Raw genomic sequence first — 20,444 nt, 5'->3', positions numbered from 1 at the left:
CCGGACGAGCGTGCGGCGATCGCCGAGATGCACCGCGTGCTGCGGCCTGGTGGGAAGCTGTTGTTGCTCGACCACGTCGGCAGCCAGCACCGTGTCGTCCACTTCGTCCAGTCGCTGCTGGAGAAGCTGAGTGTGCGGATGTGCGGCGACTACCAGACCCGGCGGCCGTTGCCGTTGGTGGAGCAGGCCGGTTTCGTGGTGCAGCGGCAGGAACGGCTCAAGCTCGGCATGGTCGAGCGGGTGGCCGCGGTCAAGGCCTGAGCCGCTGCCGCGGCAGTACGCCACGACCTCCTGGCCGGCCCGCCAGTTCGTCCAGGGAACGGACACGGCGCCGGGGATGTGCCCGGCGGCGTACTCCTCGGCGGGCCGCACGTCGATGACCGTCGCGCGTCCCGGCCGGACGCATGGTGCCCCTGGGTGCGCGGTGCCCGTGACCGACTGGCCGTAACTGGCCGATCGAACTCCTTGCGGATGTGCTGACCTGGGGTGACGATGGTAGGAAGACGTCGCGTAGCGAGGCGTACCTCCGATGGGAGGGTCGCACCATGGATCCTTGGCTCATCTGGCTGATCGTCGGGGCGGTGCTGGCCGTCGCGGAGATCTTCACGCTGACCGCGGCGCTCGGCATGCTGGCCGCGGCCGCGCTGGTCACCTCAGGTATCGCCGCGATCGGGGTGCCGGCGCCGGGGCAGTTGGTGGCGTTCACGCTCGTGTCCGCCGCGGGCGTGGTGCTGGTTCGGCCGTGGGCGCGCAGGCAGGTGCTGCTGGCGCAGGGGGAGCGGTTCGGAATCGATGCTCTGGTGGGCAGTTCGGCGTACGTCCTGCAGGAGGTGAACGGCCATGCGGGGCTGGTGCGCATCGGGGGCGAGGACTGGTCGGCGCGTCCGATCGACGAGTCCGTGGTGATCCCGGCCGGGTCCACTGTGGACGTTCTGCAGATCAGCGGCAGCATCGCTGTCGTCTACCCACGGGAGTGACCTATGTCCGCCTTGCTGATCGCCGCACTGATACTTGCCGTGTTCACGGCCTTCACCGTTTTCCGCGCGGTGCGCATCGTGCCGCAGGCTCGCGCCCGCAACGTCGAACGACTCGGCCGCTACCAGCGCACCCTGAAGCCGGGACTCAACTTCGTCATCCCGTACGTGGATCGGGTGTACCCGGCGATCGACCTGCGTGAGCAGGTCGTCTCGTTCCAGCCGCAGCCGGTGATCACCGAGGACAACCTGGTGGTCGAGATCGACACCGTGCTGTACTTCCAGGTGACCGACCCGCGCGCCGCGGCGTACGAGATCGCCAGCTTCCTGCAGGCCGTCGAGCAGCTCACCGTCACCACGTTGCGCAACGTGGTGGGATCGATGGATCTGGAGATGACGCTGACCTCCCGCGACACCATCAACAGCCAGCTGCGCGGCGTGCTCGACGACGCGACGGGCAAGTGGGGTCTGCGGGTCAACCGGGTGGAGATCAAGGCCATCGACCCGCCGAAGACCATCAAGGACGCGATGGAGAAGCAGATGCGGGCCGAACGCGACAAGCGGGCCGCCATTCTGAACGCCGAGGGGCAGCGCCAGTCACAGATCCTCACCGCGGAGGGCGACAAGCAGGCCGCCGTGCTGCGCGCCGAGGGCAACCGGGCGGCGGCGATCCTCGAGGCCGAGGGCCAGTCGCGCGCGATCGACCAGGTCTTCCAGGCCGTGCACCGCAACGACCCGGACCCGAAACTGCTCGCCTACCAGTACCTGCAGGTGCTGCCCAAGCTCGCGCAGGGCTCGGGCAACACGTTCTGGGTGATCCCGAGCGAGGTCACCACCGCGCTGCACGACGTGTCACGTGCCTTCTCCGAGATCCTGCCCCGGTCCGAGGCGACGAGGCCGCCCGACACCGACGAACTGGCCACGAAGGCGTCCGAGGACGCGGCGGACGCCGCCGAAGCGGTCGCCGAAGCGGCGGACTCCGTGGACCTGCGTTCGCTCGGACCCACGATGCCCGTGCAGCCGACGGGCAGGTGACCTGAACACTGCGCGTCGAACGCCGGTAGGCGAGGGCACCGGCACAAGCTGCCGTCGCCTCCGGCACAAGCTTCCGCCGCCTCCGGGAATGCGCTGAGTCGTGGGTTGTCACGCCGGCCTCGCCCGATGGTTCAACTGCCTGCTCGTTCATGGGAACTCCTGCGGTGGAAGACCACTCAGGGGCGCACTGGGCACCCCATTCGGATGCTCCTCCCGGCCGACCGCAACCTGGACGCGTGATGTTCGGTCACAAATCCTAGGTAGCGCTCAGTCGCTGTTAGCGTACGGAGAGCGACATCTCCGAACCTGGAGGACTCCATGAAACGCCTTGTCTCCGTAACGTTGAGCGCGCTCGCCGCTACCGCTCTCCTCGCCTCGGCCGGCCCTCCCGCACATGCCGCGGCAGGCCGGGCGGTGGTGTTCTCGACCGAGCTCACGCCGGTCAAGATCTTCACGAACCCGAACGGCTGCAACAAACTCCCGGTCGACGCGCACGTGCTGGTCAACCTGACCAACACCGACGTCTTCGTGCACGCCGACCCGTTCTGCCTGACCCCTGGGCTGGTCGTCAAGGAGGACCACGGCTCCCACGTCGCCCTCGGCAGCGGGTCGTTCTCCGTCAAGGACTGAGCCCCTGGTGTGACGAGTCGGAAAGGACACGCGTGTCTGTCGATCTTGTCGTGGTCGGCGTCGGCTACGTCGGGCTGCCACTCGCCGCCGAAGCAGTCGCCGCCGGGTTGTCGGTGATCGGGTACGACACTTCGCCGGAGGTGGTCACCGCGGTGGCCGAGGGCCGCTCGCACGTGCTCGACGTGTCGACGGACCGACTACGGGAGATGAAAGCCAAAGGTTTCACCGTCACCTCCGATCCGGTGGTGCTGAGCGGTGCCGAGACGATCACGATCTGCGTGCCCACCGGTCTCGACGCCGGGGGTGGGCCGGATCTGGCCGCCGTGTGCTCCGCCGCCACGACCATCGCCGGACATCTGCGCCCCGGCACCCTGGTGGTGCTGGAGTCGACCAGCTATCCGGGGACCACCGACGAGGTCGTCCGGCCGATTCTGGAACAGCACGGCCTGATCGCGGGCGAGGACTTCCCGCTCGCCTACTCGCCGGAACGGATCGACCCCGGCAACGCGCGGTTCGGCCTGCGCAACACCCCGAAGGTCATCAGCGGCCACACGCCGTTGTGCGCCAAGCACTGCGCCACGTTCTACGGGCGGTTCGTCGACACGGTCGTGGTGGCACGCGGCACCCGTGAGGCGGAGATGGCCAAGCTGCTGGAGAACACCTACCGGTACGTGAACATCGCGCTGGTCAACGAGATCGCGATGTTCTGCGACAACATCGGCGTCGACGTGTGGGACGTGCTGCACTGTGCGGCGTCCAAGCCGTTCGGGTTCGCGCCGTTCGTGCCCGGCCCCGGTGTCGGCGGGCACTGCATCCCGGTCGACCCCAGGTATCTGCTGGACAAGGCCGAACGGGAAGGCACCCGGCTGGGTGTCGTGCACGCGGCCCGGCAGGTGGACGACCGGATGCCGTCCTACGTGGCCGAACGCGTCACGCGGATGCTCGCCGAGTACGGAAAACCTCTGCGGGGAACCAAGATCCTGCTGCTCGGCGTCGCCTACAAGGCGGACGTGCCGGACACCCGTGAGTCCGCCGCGGTGCGGATCGCGCTGCGCCTGCGTGCGCTCGGCGCGACCGTGGCCTATCACGACCCGGTGGCCGGCGTGGTGCCCGAACTCGGGCCGCCCGCACCTGATCTCGGCACGGCTCTGCGGACCGCGGACGCCGCCGTGCTGCTCGTCGCTCACCGCGACTACGACCTCGGCCGGCTGGCGAGGACCGCCCGGCTGTTCTTCGACGTGACGGGGCGCGTTCCCGGGGAGGAGGTCGTGCGCCTGTAGGGGCGCCTGCCGGGGTGAGGCCCGGCAGGCGGACATCAGTTCTTCCGTGACAAGGAGTACAGGAATGACCGCCGCAGTCAAGAACGACCGGCTCAAGAAGCGTTTCGCGAAGTGGGATGTCAACAAGAACGGCCGGATCGAGAAGGCCGACTACGAGGCCGAGGCCCGCCGGATCGTCAAGGCGTTCGGCGAGGACCCGGCGTCACCGCAGGCCCGGGCGGTGATCAACTCGTTCTCGGACATGTTCGAGTACCTGGCGAGCAAGGCGGGCGTCGGACCGAATGGATCGATGACCGAACAGCAGTTCATCGAGGTTACCGAGGCGCAGATCTTCCAGGAGGGCGACTCGGGGTTCAACCGGGTCGTGCGTCCCACGATCGCGGCGATCGTCGGGCTGTGCGACACCGACGGCGACGGCGAGGTGAACCCGAGGGAGTTCGGCAAGTGGCTGGACGCCATCGGTGTCGAGCCTTCGGCCGTCGACACCGCGTTCCGCGCGATCGACGTCAACGGCAACGGCAAGCTGACCGTCGACGAGCTCGTGCACGCCGTGCGCGACTACCACCTCGGCAAGCTGGACGTGCCGCTGCTCGGCAACTAGCCGGGTGACGAAACGGGGCCCCAGGCGATCCGCCTGGGGCCCCGTTCTCAGTTCGACTGGGTGAAACGTATGTCCAGCTCGGGTTTCAGGCCCAGATCGGGCCCGGTGCGCGGCTGTGGCACGTGGATGAGGATGTTGTAGTGGTTGGGGAAGTGGCACCCGTCGAACCCGAGCACCGTGCCCACCCGCACCCCGCCGATCCACACGTCGTCGCCGCGGTCGATCACGCCCGCGCACCCGATCTCGGCGAACCCGAGGAACCCGACCCGGTCGATCCGCGCGCCGGGCGTGGTGTCGTCGTGGTCGGTGGTGACCAGTTCGTGCACCTCACCTTCGCGCACGCACCGGCTGGCGAACGGTTCCAGGCTCATCCCGCGATCGTCGCGCCGGTGCACCAGCACTTTCACGACCGTGCCGGTGATCTCCCGTTTCGGCCCGTCCTCACGCATGCGTCTCCCTCCGATACGCCTCATCCACTATGGACAGTGCGGCCAGGCCGCCGTCGGACCACGCCGGTCCCAGCAGCACCGCCTCCGCGAACTCACGCAGCACGCCTTCGTACTCGTGCCGGAGCGACTCCTTGAACTCCCGGTAGCCGGCCAGCATGTCCGCGTGGAGCACCGACCCGTCGCCCAGCCGGACCTCGACGTCCTTGACCTCGCCGGGGAACGACCAGTCGAGCTCGACGGTCGCCCGGTCGAGCGCCAGCACCGCCTGCCGGTCGACGCCGGTGCCGTCACGGTCGATCCGCACGCCGCGCAGCGCCACCGGCCCGAGGAAGAGCCGGACGAGGTCGAGCGCGTTCGGGCCGTTGTCCGCGACGCAGCCACCGCCGCAGCGCGCCGCGTCGAGATACCACCGGTCGTGGCCGACGTGTTCCTCGATCTGTTCGAGGTACCGCACCGTCATCGACTCGATCGTCGCGTCGCCGATCTTGTCCCGCAACGCGAGCACGTTGCTGTTGTAGCGGCGGTGGAACGCGGTGAACAACGCGACCTGCCGCCCGGCGGCGAGGTCTGCCAGGTCGCGGCCGTCGGCCAGGGTGGTGGCCAGGGGTTTCTCCACGCACACCGGCAGTCCGGCGTCGAGCACGTCCCGGCACACGATGGCGTGCACGTCGTTCGGCGCGGTGACGACGACGGCGTCCAGCCCGCCCGCGGCGAGCAGTTCCCGGTGGTCGCGGTAGCCGGGTACCCCGTGGTCCGCCAGCGCGGCGGGGTCGCGATCGCAGACCGCTGCGAGCGTGAAGTCCGGCGATCTCTCCAGCGCGGCCAGGTAGAAACGGGCGATCACGCCGAGTCCGACGATGCCGAGCCGCATCACGCGTGCACCCCCGTCGTCACCGACCGCAGCTCCTCGAACAACGCGCGTGGCAGGGGCACCCCGTGCTCCCGCAACCGCGCCGCCCGTTCACCCTCGTGCCAGCCGGGGTACGACACCGGGGCGGCGGGGTCGAGTGCGGGCCAGCCGCGCACCGCGGTGAAGAGCGACGCCGCGTCGGCGGCGAACCCGGTGCGCAGCAGGTCCGGCGCGATCGCGACCGCCAGGATGCCGATGTCGTCGTCCCGGTCGCCGTCGGCGGACAGCGCGCCGAGCGCCGCGCCGGACACCAGCGCGGCGAGCACCTCGACCAGCAGTCCCAGCCCGAAACCCTTGTAGGCGCCGGTTTCGGGATCGCTGCCCAGCCACAGCAGGTGGGCGTCGCCCCGATCGAACGCCGCCGGGTCCGTCACCGGTGTGCCGTCGGCGGCGGCGAGCCAGCCCGGTGGGATCGGCTCGCCCGCACGAGCCGCGGCACGCACCCGGCCGGTCGGCACGACGGTGGTGCTCATGTCCAGCACGAACGGGTGCGCGTCGCCCGCGGGACAGGCCAGCGCGAGCGGGTTCGTGCCGAGCATCGGAACGGCGGCGCCGGGTGGCCTGGCGATGCGCTGGCCGCCGCAGTTCGACGCGATCAGGCCGATCATGCCGTGCGGCACCGCCCGGGCGGCGTGATGGCCCGCGCAACCGATGTGGGTGGCGCCGCGCAACGACACCATCGCGATGCCGTGCCGGGACGCCCTGCCACAGGCCAGTTCCATGGCCTGACCGGCTGACCACAGCCCCAGCGTGCGGCGGGCGTCGGCGAGCACGCACGCGCCGAGATCGGTCCGGATCTCCATGTTCGCCAAGGGATCCGTGCGGCCGTCGTCGAACAGCGGCAGGTACAGCCGGGTCAGGTTGACCAGGCCGTGTGACGTCATGCCGGTCAGCTCGCCGTGGCACAGCGCCTCGGCGGCGATCATCGCCCGGTCGGCGGGCATCCCTCTGCCGGCGAACACATCGGCCACTGTGGACAGCAGGGTTCGATAGGGCACCAGAACCGTCACGTTCCTCCATTCCTGGTGAACCGCAGGACGATGTCGCGCACGATGTCGCTGAACCGGTCGAGCTCGGCGACGTCGGCGAACTCACCACGAGCGTGAGCGTTGTTGGCGCCGAGCGAACCCGGACCGAGTACCGCCGTCAGGGCGCCCGGCACGCCGGCGAGCCAGATCGCGTCGCAGGTGAAGGCCGGTTCGCCGGCGGGCCACCGCGGCACGATCGCGTCCAGCAAAGGGATGTCCTGCGCGGGCAGCGCGGGCAGCCCGCGCTTTGCCCACCGCAGACTGGTGATCGCCGCGGCGTCGGCGGCGGTGCGGTGGAAGAAGGGCACGTCGCGGAAGCGTTCGGAGAACTCGGCGAGGCCGGTCCGCAGACCGGTCTCCATCGCCACGCTCATGGTCCGCGCCGACGCCGTGCAGTCGTAGGCCATGTTGAACAGCAGCTCGCCGCTGCCGTAGACCCGGTTGTGCAGCTGACCGGTGTGCAGGCCCGCCACGCAGACCTGGCCGCGCGGCGCGAGTCCGGCGGCGAGGTGCTGGGCGAGAAACCCGAGCAGCACCGTGGCGTTGTGGCCTCGATGAGGCTCGTCGTCGATCGCGTCGTCGCCGTCGACGCGCACGCTCGCCGTCATGGCCGCCGTGCAGCGCGGCAGGTGCCGCAGCCCGGTCGGTTCGCAGAAGATGTTGAGCCCGCCGTGGAATCCGGCCTCGACGAGCGGACGGGTGCCGAACGTGCCCATCGCGCCGCCCTCCTCGCCCGACACGGCCTGGATCAGCACCCCGGCCTCGTGGCCGACCGCCGGGTCGGCGGCGAGGGCCGCCCTGATCCCGGCCAGCATCGCGACCGCGGGACCCTTGGCGTCGATCGCGCCACGCCCGTGGAACCTGGTGCCGTCGAAGCCCGCGGGTTCGAACGGCGCCACGGTGTCGAGGTGCACGTTGAACATCACCGCGGGCTCGGCGGGCCCGAGCCGGAGCACGAGACTCGGCTGGCAGGCCAGGAACTCCGGCCCCACGTCGTGAAGGACCGACGGCACATCCGGACGGCGGAGAACCGACGGCGCGGGCGCGGCGAGGTGCTCGACGCGAAAGCCGAGGCCGGCCGCCGCCGAGGCGAACACGTCCATCGCCTCCCACAGGTGGACCTCGGCCGTCGTCTCCAGCGGACCGGCGGTCGGCAGTCCGAGCAGGCGGAGCAGCAGGTCCCGGTCCGGGCCGATCACCGGAGGAGTTCCGCCATCGCCCGGCCCGCCGTGAGGAACGACGGCACCGCGCCGGCGGCGAGCTCACCCGGCTCGTGTGGCCGCAGGGCGAGGTGCGGCTCCAGTGACCAGGCGCCCCGGTAGCCGTTGCACCGCAACAGCTTCACGCAGTCCGCCACCCGCGCGGTGCCCTCGCCGGGGATCGTGAACCCGTGCGCGTCCGCGTCCTTGACGTGCACGTGCTCGACATGGCCGACGATGTCACCGAGCAGGTCGAAGCTGTCGTAGCCGTGCGCGACGCCGTTCCCGGTGTCGAACAACAGCTTCAGCGCCGGGCTCGCGACCTCGTCGAGCAGCTCGAGCATCCGCGCGGCGCCGGTGCCCGCCCAGCCCGAGCAGTTCTCGTGCAGCAGCGTCACACCGGCGGCTTCGGCCCTGCGGGCGAGCGCCCTGATCCGGGTGACCACCGCGGTGCGCCAGCCGGCATCGCTCAGGCCGTCGTTGGGATACGACATGATCCGGAGGTACCGGGTGCCGATCGACCGGGCCCGCCGGGCGAGCACGTCGAGTTCGGCGAGATCCTGCTCGAAGTCCGCGGTGATCGGACGGGCCCAGTTGCCGATCCGCGAGTCCAGGCAGATCACCCGCAGCCCGGCGTCCGCCAGCGCCGTCGCCGCCGCGGCGAACCGGGCGTCGGTGAGGTCGGCGACGGCCAGCCGGTCGACCGTGCGCAGCTCGATCGCGGGCCAGCCCAGCTCCGTGAGCACCTCGATCTGGGTGGAGAGATCGTGCGCCGCCTCGTCGGCGATACCCGCCAGGACCAGGGCCTGTGTCGAAGTCTCGTTCGATGGGAGCCGCGCCTGAGGTGGTTCCTGGCGGTGCGGCCGGAGGGCCCGCATACCGCTGTCGTATGTGGGTCCTCCGGCCGTGCCCGCAGGGGCCGCCTCAGGCCCGGCTGTCGCGAACACGGACTTCGGCACAGGCCCTGGGTCAGCCGGCATGGTGAGCCACCGCCACGAAACCGGCCTCCGTGCGAGCCGTGGGCACCACCGGTTCCGCGCAGATGTTCTTGGCCACCGACAACAGCTGCACGACCTCGGCGGCGAAGTTGAACCCGCGCGTCTGCTCGCCGCCCTCCCGGAACCTGCGGTAGGCCTGGATCATCCACTCGGTCAGCGAGTCGTCGCGGAGCACCAGGTGCTCCCGGTGGCCGTTCGCCCGCACGGTCAGCTGCGAGTGGTCGTCGTCATCGCTCACCGCGAAGTGCCCGACCGCGCTGCCGTTCGCGAAGTCGATGGTGACTCGCCGCTCCCGCACCGGGCAGGTGAGGTCGGAGCTGATCTCGGTGCGGACGCCCGAGATGTGCCGCAGACCGACGTCCGCGCCGCCCATCCGGGCGCTGAACTGCCCGTCGACCTCCAGATCGGCTCCCGCCGCGTGGGTGACCCGTGCGGCGCCGGCCAGCCGCAACGCGAGCGCGACGCCGTGCGGCAGCTCGACGTCGAACGCCGTCGGGTGGCCCGGCGCCGCGAGCGAACGGCGGAACCGCGGCTTGTTCTGCACGATGGTGATCGACTTCGGCGGGCCGAACAGGCCGCAGCGGGTCAGCTCGATCAGCCGCCTGGTGAGCGTGCTGCTGAGCCACGGCTCGACGACCTCGATGTGCAGCCGGTGCTTGCGCCGCACCCGGATGATCCGCGCGAGGTCGTCGGCGTCGGACGCGAGCGGCTTCTCCACGATCATGTTGCGGAAGCCGAGCTCGGCCAGTTCGGTGATCACCGCGTGCCGCTCGACCGGCGGGGTGCAGATGTGCACCACGGTGCCGGCGGGATCGAGTCCGGCGGCCGCCGAGCCGATGCTCGCCGTGGTGACGAGACCGGGCCGGTCGGGAGGCGTGCGGCGCGGGTCGCACGCCACGACGTCCTCACCACCGAGGAGCTCCGGCTCGCGCGCCCGCGCCTTCGCGAGCACCGGCAGGTGCAGACCTGCTCCGGCACGGCCGAGTCCCACCACGAGTGACTGCACGGTTGAGCCCCATCTCCGAACGGGAATTCAGGCCGATTTCGACGCTAGCGGCAGCAGTGCCGAAGGTGTCAATGCCCGCCACTCCTTCTTGACCAGGAAGAGTGAACCGGATCACCGGCCCGATCAGCTGCCCTACTCTCGGAAACGGTCATTCACCCCCGGAGGTGGGTACGCTGTCGATCCCTTTCCATATACAATCGGCCACATTCGCAGAACTGTGGCCCACCACTCGGCGACACATTGTCGACGTGATCGAGAATGGCAAATACTCACACGGCCACAAGGTCGCGAAGCTGGAGTCGGCGCTGGCCGCCTACACCGGCGCCCGTTTTGTCATCGGGGTGAACAGCGGCACGGACGCGCTGGTACTGCTGCTGAGGGCAGCCGGTCTGCGGCCGGGTGACGAGGTCGTCGTCCCCGCCTTCTCGTTCATCGCGTCCGCGTCTTCGGTCGTGCTCGCGGGCGGCCGCCCGGTCTTCGCCGACATCGAGCCCGACGGGTACGGCATCGATCCCGCCTCAGTGGCCGACGTCGCCGGCGAGCGCACGCGGTTCGTCATGCCGGTACATCTCTTCTCGCAGCTCGTGGACATCGACAAAGTGCTCGACGTTGCCTGGCGACTCGGTCTCACGGTGGTCGAGGACAGCGCCGAGGCGATCGGGATGCGCCACCGCGGTACGCATGCCGGCCTGCTCGGGGCCGGCGGCGTGCTGTCGTTCTTCCCGACGAAGACGCTGGGCGCGATCGGTGACGCCGGCGCGGTGCTCACCGACGATCCGCGCATCGCGGACACGGTCGACGCGCTGCGCCACCACGGCCGGTTCGGGCGCACGATCGACAACTTCCCCGGTATCTCGACCGAGACCGGCCTGCCGGGGATGAACAGCAAGATGGACGACATCCAGGCCGCGGTGCTGCTCGCGAAGCTCACCCGGCTGGACGCGGACATCGCCCGCCGCGCGCAGCTCGCCGCGCACTACACGGAGCTGCTCACGGGGGTGCCCGGCGTGCGCAAGCTGCCCGCGGCCCGTCCAGGTGGCGTGTTCTACGTCTACGTGATCGAAGCCGAGGCGCGCGACGACCTGGCCGCGCACCTGTCGGCGCAGGGCGTGCAGACCGAAGTGTATTACCCGGTGCCGCTACACCTGCAGCCTTGTTTCCGCGACCTGGGACATCGTTCCGGTGATTTCCCGAATGCCGAGGCGGCGTGCCGGCACACCCTCGCACTTCCCCTCTATCCGGACATGCCTGCCGCGGCCGTGGAAAAGGTGTGCGGTTCAATTCGCGACTTCTACCGAGGCCGGCCATGACCCTGCCGTTCTTCCCGCCCGACCTCTTCGACGGCGAGCAGGAGACGTTGCTGGACATCGTCGAGAGCATCGGTCTGGCGCCGGAGCAGAAGTTCATCCTGGGCGCGCACACCACCCGGTTCGAGGAGATGATCCGCGACTCGGTGGGCGCCGCCGACGCGATCGCCTGCGGCAGTGGCACCGCGGCCCTGTCGCTGGTGCTGCGTGCCATGGACGTCGGTCCCGGCGACGAGGTGATCGTGCCGGCGTTCGGCTGCGCGCCGCTCGCCGCCGCCCCGGCGATGCTCGGCGCGGTGCCGGTCTTCGCCGACGTCGACCCGTGGACGTTGGTCGCCGACCCCGCCGAGATCAACCGGCTGATCTCCCCGCGCACCAAGGTGATCATGCCCGCGCACATGTTCTCGGTGATGGCCGACATGCCCGCGATCCGCGCGATCGCCGACCGCGCGGGCGTCCGGCTGCTCGAGGACTCCGCGGTCGCTCAGGGCGGCATGCTCGATGGCACGCCCGCGGGCATGTGGGGCGACGCGGGCGTCTATTCCTTCGTCCAGGTCAAGACGTTCGGCATGCCCGGCGAGGGCGGCATGGTCGTCACCGCCGACCCCGAAATCGGGGCGGCGGTGCGGATGCTGCGCAACCACGGCCAGGACGGCAGGACGCGGTTCGTGCACCACCGCATCGGCTACAACAGCCGGTTCGACGAGATCATGGCGGCGTTCCAGCTGCACCGGTTCGCCACGCTCCCGCAACGGCTCGAACGCCGGGCGCGCATCGGTGAGTACTACACCGAACGCTTCGGCGAGCTGGCCGGCTGCGGGGTGCTCGCACCACCGCCCGCCAGCGACGGCCGGTGCTACTACGTCTACTCGTTGCTCGCTGAACGCCGGAACGCCTTGCGCGATCACCTTGCGGCCCAAGGCATCGGATCGCACATCTACTATCCCGCCGCACTTCCGCGGCAGCCCGCGTTCGCCCCGTACGCCGGCGGCGGCGTCTGGCCGGCCGCCGAGCTGGCCGCGCGGCGCACCCTCGCCATCCCCGTCTACCCACATCTGACCGACGCGCAGGTGGAGCACATCGCCGACGCGGTGTGCCGATTCGCCAAGGAGTCCGGATGAAGGTCCAGGCAACGCAGGTTCCCGCACCGGACGAGATCGCCGACGAGTGGCGCAGGCGGGCCGAACGCCCCGGTCTGGCCCGGGTCATGCGTGCCTCACAACCGGCCGCGCTCGCCGAGAGCACGACCGCCCGGACCCGTCAGCTCGTCACGCACCACCTGCGTTCGCTCGGCCCGATCGGGTCCGCACTGGAGATCGGCTGCGGCATGGGCCGGATCACCCCGGTCATCGCCGCGCGGGCCGACGCCGTCACCGCGATCGACATGACGCCACGCATGCTCGACCTGGCCCGCGCGGCCTGTGCCCACCTGCCCGGCGTCGAGTTCCGGCAGGCGGCGGTCCAGCGGCTTCCCTGGCGGGACAAGAGGTTCGACGTCGCGGTCTGCGTGTGGGTCCTGATGCACGTGCTGGACGACGACGAGATCGCCAGAGCGTGCCGGGCGATCGCGGGCGCGGCGCGGCACCTGGTGCTGGTGGAGTACGAGCACGCGGACATCCCGGTCGGCCGGTACTCGCGGCTGCGCGACCTCGACGACTACCTCGCCCTGCTGCCGGGTTCCCGGCTGGTCGAACGGCACGAGCTGACCTACGGCGGCGACCGCTCGTTCGCCGCGCTGATCGCGTTGGAGGACCCGCGATGACGACGATCACGCGCACGCGTGGCACCGCCTACTTCCGGCTCGCGAAGCTCGACATCCTCGACTACTACCTCGGCGTGGTCGTGGTGTGGACGTTGCTCGTCCCCGCGCTGCGGTTCGACGCGGGCGTGCTCACCACCACCGGGGTGTTCCTGCTGGGCGAGGTGTTCGTGATCGCCGCGATGGTGGCGCTCGACGACCTCACCGGCTACCGCGACGGCAGCGACGTCACCAACTACTCGCCCGACGACCGGGCCCGCAGGCGGTATCGCAAGCCACTGGTGGCGGGCACGCTGACCGAGGACCAGGTGCTGCGGTTCGCCTGGGTGACCGGCGTGATCGGCGCGCTGCTCTGGCTCGCCGCCATCGCGATCGCGCCACACACTCCACTGTGGACGCTTGCGCTGATCGCGGTCACGTACTTCTTCTCGTTGCAGTACTCGTGGGGCGTGAAGCTCAGCTACCACGGTTTCCAGGAGTTCTTCATCGCCGGGCTCGGCTGGGCGCTGGTGCTCGCGCCGTACGGCCTCGCCACCGGCCGGATCGACGGCTTCGTGCTGGCTCAGGCGCTGCTGTTCGGGCTGGGGCCGCTGCTGTTCGGCGTGTACTCCAACACCAACGACGTGGCAGGGGACCGGTCGGTCGGCAGGCCCACCGTCGCGGCGCTGACGTCACCGCGTGGCAACATGTTCTTCGTCATCGCGGTGTCGGTGGCCGAGCTCGCGCTGATCCTCGCGGTGCCCGCGCTGGGCGGCCCGTGGTGGTTCCCGCTCGCGTTGCTGCCGACGATCGTGCTGCGGACCAGGCAGGTGTGGATCGGGTTCGCCCAGCACGACATCCTGCGGGCCAGGATGCTCGGCATCCGCATCCACCGGATCACCGTGCTGGCGCTGGTCGTCGTGAACCTGGTGGTCTTCACGTGACCGACCTCGACGTCGCCGTCATCGGCGCGGGTGTCGCCGGGCTGACCACCGCGTTCCGGCTGCGGGCCGCGGGCAGGGAGGTGCGGGTCTTCGAGGCGGCCGGCGTCGTGGGCGGCCGGATGACGACGGTGCGCGAGGACGGTTTCCTCATCGACACCGGCGCCGAACAGATCCCGTCGACCGGCTACCCGGAGACGTGGAAGCTGCTGGCAGAGCTCGGCATCGACCGCGGCGCGGTGCCCAGGATCGGCCGGGGCATCGCGATGTGGCGCGGCCGGGCGCGGCCAGGAGTTGCGAGCGCACGCGGCCTGATCACCGGGGCGGGCCTGTCCGTGCGAGCCCGGCTGGAGCTGCTGCGGTTGCTGCGCGGGCGGTTCGACCTGGAACGCCCGGAGGACTCGTCGCACGCCACGGTCGCCGAGGCGTGCCGGGGTGACCTGCTGGACTATCTGTGCCAGCCGGTCGTGTCGGGATTCTTCGGCTGGGACCCAGGACGTTCCGCCATCGCACCGTTCCTCGCGCTGCTCACCTCGATCGGCCCGGTGTCGACCTGGCGGACCTACCGCGACGGCATGGACACCCTCGCCCGCGCGCTCGCCTCGCGGGTGGACGTCACCACCTCGGCTCAGGTCGATCGGGTCGTCAGCGACGGTTCCTCGGCCCGGATCTTCTTGGCCGGTAAGGAGATCAGCGCCCGTTCGGTCGTGCTGGCCGTGCCGGCGCCGGTGGTTCGCCTCGTGTACCCGGAGCACGGGTCGGAGTTCATCGACGCGTGTTCGTTCTCGTCCGTGGTGAAGGCGCACCTGCTGCTCGACCGGCCGCTGGGCCGCCGTGACTACGCGATGGTGATCCCGACCGCCGAGAACGGCACGGTCTCCACGATCATCTTCGACCACCTCAAGCACTCCGGCCGCGCGCCGGAGAACCGGGGCCTGGTCACGGTCATGGCTCATCCGTCCGTCGCCGGGGACCTGATGCGGGCATCCGACGAGGAAGTGGCGGTGCGACTGACCGACGCGGCCGAACGCCTCGTGCCCGGACTCCGTGCGGCCACCGGCAGGGCGATCGTGCGGCGGTTCCGGCACGCGCTGCCCGAGGCGACGCCGCAGGCGCTCGCGTTGCGGCCGGAGTTCGAGGCGGGGCCGGGCGGGGTCGTCGACTACGCCGGTGACTGGGTGTACCTGAGCCCGTGCAGCGAGGCGGCGGTGCGGTCCGGTCTGCGCGCGGCGCATCGCCTGGCCCGGAAGGAGGAGCGGGTGTGAAGCCACATGACATGGGGACGTTGTTCGAACAGTGCTCCGGCGCGGCGACGATCGTGCGCCTGGACCGGCCGTTCGACATCGCGCCCGGCGAGGGCGACACGTACACCATCGCGCAGCTCGCCGAGCTGGTGCTCGACGCCGCGGGCTGGTTGCACGAAGCGGGAGTGCGGCCGGGTGACCGGGTCGCCGTCGTCAAGCGCAACCACTGGGACTACGACCTGCTGGCGTGCGCGGCGGTGCGGCTCGGCGCGGTGCCCGCGTTGGTGTCCGGCCATCTGCCGGACGACACGCTGGAAATCCTGCTGAAGCGCCTCGATCCGGCGCTCGTCGTCACCGACAGGACCATGAGCGCCCCCAGGGTGCTGCGGATCGACGAGTTCACCGCGGCCCGGCCACCCGCGCCCCATCGCAGGCACGACGACGCTCCGTTGATCATCAACCACACCTCCGGCACCACCGGTGTGCCCAAGCTCGTCGTGCACACCACCCGGACGATCATCGACCGGCTCGCGCGACCGGAGTCGGTGCGCTGGCCGGTCATCGGCACCCGGCGCGACGACGTGATGGGCAACGCCAGTTCGTACGCGCACGGCCGCACGTTCTGCTGGACCGCGTCAGCGCTGTGTCTCGCACCGCGCGAGATCGTGCTGCTGAGCGACACGTCCTCGGCGGCACGGACGTTCGGCGCGCACCCGCCGACCGTGCTGGAGGCGCTGCCGTCGGCCTACGTGCGCTGGCGGTCGCTCGCGGCCGGGCCGGACAACCCGTTCCACGCGGTCCGCCGGTTCGTCAGCACCTACGACGCGATGCATCCGCCGGTGATCAGAACGATGCTGCACGCGTCGCGCCACCGTCGTCCACTGTGGATGCAGGGCTGGGGGCAGACCGAGACCGGGCCGCTGTCGTTCCGGTTCCTCACCCGGCGCACCGCGCACACGACCCGTGATCTCGGCAGGCCGATGCCGGGAATGGCCAGGCTGCGCGTGGTCGACCCGCAGACGCTGGAGCCGGTGCCGCGTGGCACCGCGGGACTCGTGCTCGCCCGCACCCGCGCCCGGTGCGCGGGCTACGTCGGCGAGCAGGACCGCTGGGACGCCAAGGCGGACGGGCCGTGGTGGAACACCGGCGACCTCGGGATCGTGAGCCGCACCGGCGTGGTGACGCTGCTGGACCGTGAGGTGGACACGGCGGCGGGACTCAGCTGCCTCGCCGTGGAGGACGCCGTCGAGGACCGGCTGCCCGACGTGGAGGAGTGCGTCCTGCTCGCCGCGCCCGGAGCGCGTCCGATTCCCGTGGTGGTGACCGACGCCGGACTGGACCCGGCCGCCTGGCGGCGCGCGGTCGCCGGCCTGCCGCCGATGGCCGAGCCCGTGGTGCTGCGCTGGGACGACGTGCCGCGGACCGGCACCGGCAAGGTGCGGCGACTCGAACTGCTGGCGCGGCTGGTCGGCGCCGCCGACACGAACGGCTCAGGGAGGTGGACGTGACCACGACCTACGTCTTCGACAACCACAGCGTGCACGCGACCGAACAGCATCGGTGCCTCAGCGAGGCCTACGACCCGATCACGCTGGCACGGCTGGCCGAGACCGGTGTCGGTCCGGGCTGGCGCTGCCTGGAGGTCGGCGCGGGTGGCAGCACCGTCGCACACTGGCTCGCGGCCCGCGCCGGCTCGGTGCTCGCCACCGACATCAAGCCCGAGCACATCGCCCCGGTGCGCGGGCTCACGGTCCTCCAGCACGACGTGGTGCACGACCTGTTGCCGGACAACGAGTTCGACCTCATCCACGCGCGGCTGGTGTTGCAGCACATCCCGCAACGCGAGGCCGTGCTGCGCAAGCTGGTGCGCGCGTTGAAGCCCGGCGGATGGATGCAGATCGACGAGTTCGACATCTCCTACGGCCCGGTGCTGCTCGCGCCGGACGAACGCGCGGCCGAGCTGTACGAGACGTTCCTCGCCGCCAAGGAACGGACGTTCCGCGCCGCGGGCGGAGACGGCACGTGGGGCAGGCGGGCGGCCGCGTCGATGGTGGCGGCAGGGCTCGTCGACGTCGACCCGATGCCCGCGCTGTTCCCGTGGCACGCGGGATCGCCGGGTGTACGGCTGCTGGTGCATCACACGCATCACCTGCGGGACAAGCTGATCGCGGCGGGCATGACCGACGAGCAGCTCGCCGGGGTGCGCGCGGTCATGGCCGATCCACGGTTCCGCGCGTCGTCGTGCGTCGTCTACTCGGTGCACGGAAGGCGGCCAGCGTGACGCTCTCGCTCGACGCGGTGTCCGTGGCCGGGCCGGTCGACCTGCCGCTGGCGGGAGAACAGGACGTGCAGGCCGCGTGCGGGATCATGCACGTGCACGGCCGCCGGTTCGGCAGGCCGACGCCGCTCGGCCTCGACTACGCCTCGATCGTCGCGGCGGAGCTGGCGGAACTGGGCTTGGAGGCGCTGAGGTTCGCCCAGGCGCGGGGAATCCCGTTGCACTCGGTGTCCACCTCGCTGGCGCAGGCCGCTCTGCTTGCCGTCGCGCAGTACCTCGCGGCGGCGACGGCGGACGACCCGGCCGAACCGCACTCGCCTGGCGGGCCGCCGTTTCACTCGGCCGAGGGGATCGCGTTCGAGATCGAGGCGCTCGATCCATCGGTGTGGCAACGGTTCTGGGCCGCACTCGGTGCGGACGACCGGGCCGTGTCGCAGGGGTGGCGGCCGTTCCTGCACCGGTTCGCGACGGCGACCTGTCCGCTGCCCCGGCTGGCCGAGGTACTCGCGGCGTACCCGCTGGCGTGGCTCACCGACATCGCCCGTCGCACCGGCATGACGCTGGTGCGGGTGTCGGACCAGCCAATCAGTTACGTGCCTGCCTTCGTGCTGAGCGGCGCGAGTGGCGATCACCGGCGCGGACGGCCGGCCGAGCTGCTGCCGTTGTCCGGGCTGGTGGTGCTCGAGTCGTGCCGCCGGGTGCAGGGACCGCTGGCGGGGCACCTGCTGCGGTTGCTCGGCGCGACCGTGCTGCGGATCGAGCCGCCAGGCGGTGACCCGTTGCGCTGGGTGCCGCCGATGGCCGGTGACACGTCGGCCCGGTTCCGTGCGCTCAACCGGGGCAAGGACGTGGTCGAGATCGACCTGGGCACCCCCGGCGGGAGGCAGGAGGTGCTCGATCTCGCGGCGAGCGCGGACGTGTTCCTGCACAACTGGGCGCCGGGCAAGGCGGAGCAGTGGTCGTTGCGCCACACCGATCTCGCGCGGGTGCGGCCGGGGATCGTGTACGCGCACGCGTCGGGCTGGGGCACCGCGCTGGGCCCGAACCCGCCGCTGGGAACGGACTTCGTCGTGCAGGCGCACAGCGGAGTGCCACCCTCGCTGATGACGATCGTCGACGTGTTCGGGGGAGTCGTGAGCGCGCACGGCGTCGTGGCCGCGCTGACCCGCGGCGCCACTCGGGTCGACTCGTCGCTGTTGTCCGCGGCGAGCAGGATGAACGCCTGGCCGCGGCGCCGATGCGCCGAACCGCTGACCGTGCCGGTGTGCGACGACCTGGCCGCACTCGCCGCGGACCCCCGCTTCGCCCGTGCCCTCGTCCGGGACGAGTGCGTCCTGGTCTCGTCGCCGTGGGAGTTCACGTCATGACGTGGGTGTCCGCCACCGGGACGGTGCTGCGCGACCTGCTTCCCGCCCGGCTGCGCCGGGACTGGGTCGCCCAGGGGTACTGCCCGGACCGCGACCTGCACTCGTTGTTCCGCGACCGGGTCCGGGAACATCCGGACCGCACAGCGCTGATCGACGACGAGGGCGAGCTCTCCTACGCCGAACTGGATCTGCTCGTCCGCGCGCTCGCCACCCGGCTGCCGTACGGCACCACCGACATCATCGGTGTCCAGGAACCTGACGGACGTGCCGCCGTCGTCGCCGAACTGGCGGTGCTCGCCGTCGGCGCGGTGGTGTTACCGGTCCCCGCAGGCGCCGGCACGTTGCTCTCCCGTGCCGGCGCGAGCGCGCTGATCGCCGGTGGGGTCGTGAGCGGGAAACCGGGCATCCGCAGCCACGGACGACCCCTTCCGGAGGCACCGGCGAAGATCCTCCTGTCGTCCGGCTCGGAAGCGGAACCGAAGATGGTCGCCTACTCGCACAACGCTTTCGGGGGTGGCCGGGCCAACTATCTGCGCGCAGTGCATGGTTCCGTGGCTGTGCCCCGCGACCTGGTGCTCGTCTCGCTCACGTCGTCGTTCGGCTCGTTCGGTGTGCCGATCACGTTGTGCTGTCTGGGCGGCACGCTGATCCTCACCCGGCGGTTCGCGCCGGACACCGCGATGCGGCTGATCACCGAGCACCGTCCGACGCACGTGTTCGCGGTGCCGACGATGTGGCGCCGGCTCGCGGATCACCCCGCCGGATCCGATGTCTCCAGCCTCGTCGCGCTGGTGTCGAGCGGCGATGTGCTGCCGCCCGCGACCCTCGCCGCGTGCCGCGCGCGGTTCGGCGTCGACGTGATCACCGTCTACGGCTCGTCGGACGGCGTGAACTGCCACACGACGACACCGGAGAACGGCGTGGGCGTCCCGGACCCCGCGGTGTGCGACATCCGGATCGTGGACGGCGAGATCTGCGCGCGGGGCCCGATGACGCCACTGTGCTACGTCGGCGCGCCCGAGTTGGACGCCCGCCACCGGCTCGACGGCGGCTGGGTGCGCACGGGCGACCGCGGCCACCTCGACGGCACGGGCCGGCTGCACGTGACCGGCAGGGCGAAACGCGTGGTGATCCGCGGCGGCTACACGATCAGTCCCGCCGAGGTGGAGCTGGCGATCGGCGGGCATCCGTCGGTCGGCGAGGTAGCCTGCGTGCCGGTGCCGGACACCGAGATGGGCGAACGGCTCTGCGCGATCGTGACCATCCGCAATGGACAGGAACTCGACCTTCCCGGCCTCACCGCGTTCCTGTCCGCACGGGGACTGGCGAAGCCCAAACTGCCCGAGTTCCTGCTCACCGTGCCCGGCCTGCCGGTCGGCCGCACCGGCAAGGTCTGCCACCGCACCTTGGCGCGGGTCGCCGCCGATCGATGCGGAGCAACCGCATAACCGTCTCCGGG

At 70.9% G+C, this 20,444-nt stretch carries 20 protein-coding genes and 2 pseudogenes; 15 read left to right on the top strand and 7 right to left on the bottom strand.

Annotated features, from left to right (window positions below; all coding sequences use genetic code 11):
- Positions 1-261, top strand: a pseudogene (locus BLR21_RS05075) (class I SAM-dependent methyltransferase); the annotation flags it as partial.
- A gap of 63 nt (positions 262-324) precedes the next feature.
- On the opposite strand, the pseudogene BLR21_RS44510 reads toward BLR21_RS05075, so the two are convergent.
- Positions 325-531 (bottom strand): annotated as a pseudogene (locus tag BLR21_RS44510) (rhodanese-like domain-containing protein); the annotation flags it as partial.
- A 14-nt stretch (positions 532-545) separates the two neighbouring features.
- Here BLR21_RS44510 and BLR21_RS05065 point away from each other — a divergent pair.
- From BLR21_RS05065 to BLR21_RS05045, 5 genes are all read left to right on the top strand, one after another.
- Positions 546-977, top strand: coding sequence for an NfeD family protein (locus tag BLR21_RS05065; RefSeq protein WP_090004382.1), 432 nt, complete (start codon positions 546-548; stop codon positions 975-977).
- A 3-nt stretch (positions 978-980) separates the two neighbouring features.
- On the top strand, positions 981-2,009 hold the full coding sequence (locus tag BLR21_RS05060) for an SPFH domain-containing protein (RefSeq protein ID WP_090004381.1): 1,029 nt from the start codon (positions 981-983) through the stop codon (positions 2,007-2,009).
- Between the two features lie 318 nt (positions 2,010-2,327).
- Positions 2,328-2,639 carry a hypothetical protein gene (locus BLR21_RS05055; protein WP_090004380.1) on the top strand — a complete coding sequence of 104 codons (312 nt, stop codon included), beginning with the start codon at positions 2,328-2,330 and terminating at the stop codon, positions 2,637-2,639.
- Positions 2,640-2,671: 32 nt separating this feature from the next.
- The gene (locus tag BLR21_RS05050) at positions 2,672-3,919 is read left to right on the top strand and encodes a nucleotide sugar dehydrogenase (RefSeq protein WP_090004379.1); all 1,248 of its coding nucleotides are present in this window, start codon (positions 2,672-2,674) and stop codon (positions 3,917-3,919) included.
- Positions 3,920-3,983: 64 nt separating this feature from the next.
- The gene (locus tag BLR21_RS05045; protein WP_090004378.1) at positions 3,984-4,520 is read left to right on the top strand and encodes an EF-hand domain-containing protein; all 537 of its coding nucleotides are present in this window, start codon (positions 3,984-3,986) and stop codon (positions 4,518-4,520) included.
- A gap of 47 nt (positions 4,521-4,567) precedes the next feature.
- Here BLR21_RS05045 and BLR21_RS05040 read toward each other — a convergent pair whose 3' ends face one another.
- The 6 genes from BLR21_RS05040 to BLR21_RS05015 all read right to left on the bottom strand — a co-directional run bounded on the left by BLR21_RS05040 (position 4,568) and on the right by BLR21_RS05015 (position 10,110).
- Complete coding sequence (locus tag BLR21_RS05040; RefSeq protein WP_090004377.1) at positions 4,568-4,969, bottom strand: DUF6917 domain-containing protein; 402 nt, start codon at positions 4,967-4,969, stop codon at positions 4,568-4,570.
- The gene (locus BLR21_RS05035; protein WP_090004544.1) at positions 4,962-5,840 is read right to left on the bottom strand and encodes a Gfo/Idh/MocA family protein; all 879 of its coding nucleotides are present in this window, start codon (positions 5,838-5,840) and stop codon (positions 4,962-4,964) included. The genes BLR21_RS05040 and BLR21_RS05035 overlap by 8 nt, the downstream gene beginning before the upstream one ends.
- Positions 5,840-6,889, bottom strand: a complete 1,050-nt coding sequence (locus tag BLR21_RS05030; protein ID WP_090004376.1) for an Ldh family oxidoreductase — start codon at positions 6,887-6,889, stop codon at positions 5,840-5,842. Before BLR21_RS05030 ends, BLR21_RS05035 begins: the two co-directional genes overlap by 1 nt.
- The gene (locus BLR21_RS05025) at positions 6,886-8,106 is read right to left on the bottom strand and encodes a M20/M25/M40 family metallo-hydrolase (RefSeq protein ID WP_176929457.1); all 1,221 of its coding nucleotides are present in this window, start codon (positions 8,104-8,106) and stop codon (positions 6,886-6,888) included. Before BLR21_RS05025 ends, BLR21_RS05030 begins: the two co-directional genes overlap by 4 nt.
- The gene (locus BLR21_RS05020; protein ID WP_090004375.1) at positions 8,103-8,984 is read right to left on the bottom strand and encodes a sugar phosphate isomerase/epimerase family protein; all 882 of its coding nucleotides are present in this window, start codon (positions 8,982-8,984) and stop codon (positions 8,103-8,105) included. The genes BLR21_RS05025 and BLR21_RS05020 overlap by 4 nt, the downstream gene beginning before the upstream one ends.
- A 91-nt stretch (positions 8,985-9,075) precedes the next feature.
- A complete protein-coding gene (locus BLR21_RS05015) occupies positions 9,076-10,110 on the bottom strand; it encodes a Gfo/Idh/MocA family oxidoreductase (RefSeq protein WP_090004374.1) in 1,035 nt (344 codons plus the stop codon).
- 179 nt (positions 10,111-10,289) lie between these two features.
- Between BLR21_RS05015 and BLR21_RS05010 the strand changes: the two genes are divergently transcribed.
- The 9 genes from BLR21_RS05010 to BLR21_RS04970 are packed head-to-tail and all read left to right on the top strand — an operon-like array spanning position 10,290 to position 20,433.
- Positions 10,290-11,420: a DegT/DnrJ/EryC1/StrS family aminotransferase gene (locus tag BLR21_RS05010; protein WP_090004542.1), complete on the top strand. Its 1,131-nt coding sequence runs from the start codon at positions 10,290-10,292 to the stop codon at positions 11,418-11,420.
- Positions 11,417-12,538 (top strand): DegT/DnrJ/EryC1/StrS family aminotransferase, encoded by a 1,122-nt coding sequence (locus BLR21_RS05005; protein WP_090004373.1) that lies wholly within the window; start codon positions 11,417-11,419, stop codon positions 12,536-12,538. Before BLR21_RS05010 ends, BLR21_RS05005 begins: the two co-directional genes overlap by 4 nt.
- A complete protein-coding gene (locus BLR21_RS05000) occupies positions 12,535-13,179 on the top strand; it encodes a class I SAM-dependent methyltransferase (protein ID WP_256334464.1) in 645 nt (214 codons plus the stop codon). The genes BLR21_RS05005 and BLR21_RS05000 overlap by 4 nt, the downstream gene beginning before the upstream one ends.
- A complete protein-coding gene (locus tag BLR21_RS04995; protein ID WP_090004372.1) occupies positions 13,176-14,099 on the top strand; it encodes a UbiA family prenyltransferase in 924 nt (307 codons plus the stop codon). Before BLR21_RS05000 ends, BLR21_RS04995 begins: the two co-directional genes overlap by 4 nt.
- Positions 14,096-15,361 carry a protoporphyrinogen/coproporphyrinogen oxidase gene (locus BLR21_RS04990; RefSeq protein WP_090004371.1) on the top strand — a complete coding sequence of 422 codons (1,266 nt, stop codon included), beginning with the start codon at positions 14,096-14,098 and terminating at the stop codon, positions 15,359-15,361. The genes BLR21_RS04995 and BLR21_RS04990 overlap by 4 nt, the downstream gene beginning before the upstream one ends.
- Before the next feature lie 11 nt (positions 15,362-15,372).
- The gene (locus BLR21_RS04985; RefSeq protein WP_090004370.1) at positions 15,373-16,848 is read left to right on the top strand and encodes a class I adenylate-forming enzyme family protein; all 1,476 of its coding nucleotides are present in this window, start codon (positions 15,373-15,375) and stop codon (positions 16,846-16,848) included.
- Complete coding sequence (locus BLR21_RS04980; protein WP_090004369.1) at positions 16,839-17,621, top strand: class I SAM-dependent methyltransferase; 783 nt, start codon at positions 16,839-16,841, stop codon at positions 17,619-17,621. Before BLR21_RS04985 ends, BLR21_RS04980 begins: the two co-directional genes overlap by 10 nt.
- On the top strand, positions 17,618-18,985 hold the full coding sequence (locus tag BLR21_RS04975) for a CoA transferase (RefSeq protein ID WP_090004368.1): 1,368 nt from the start codon (positions 17,618-17,620) through the stop codon (positions 18,983-18,985). Before BLR21_RS04980 ends, BLR21_RS04975 begins: the two co-directional genes overlap by 4 nt.
- The gene (locus tag BLR21_RS04970) at positions 18,982-20,433 is read left to right on the top strand and encodes a class I adenylate-forming enzyme family protein (protein ID WP_090004367.1); all 1,452 of its coding nucleotides are present in this window, start codon (positions 18,982-18,984) and stop codon (positions 20,431-20,433) included. Before BLR21_RS04975 ends, BLR21_RS04970 begins: the two co-directional genes overlap by 4 nt.
- The last annotated feature ends 11 nt before the right edge of the window (positions 20,434-20,444 follow it).

Origin of the sequence: Lentzea albidocapillata subsp. violacea, from assembly GCF_900100275.1 — a bacterium.
GTDB classification, from domain to species: Bacteria; Actinomycetota; Actinomycetes; order Mycobacteriales; family Pseudonocardiaceae; genus Lentzea; species Lentzea violacea.
Note: the sequence above shows the minus strand (reverse complement) of the source record. Positions and strands in the feature narration are given on the sequence as shown.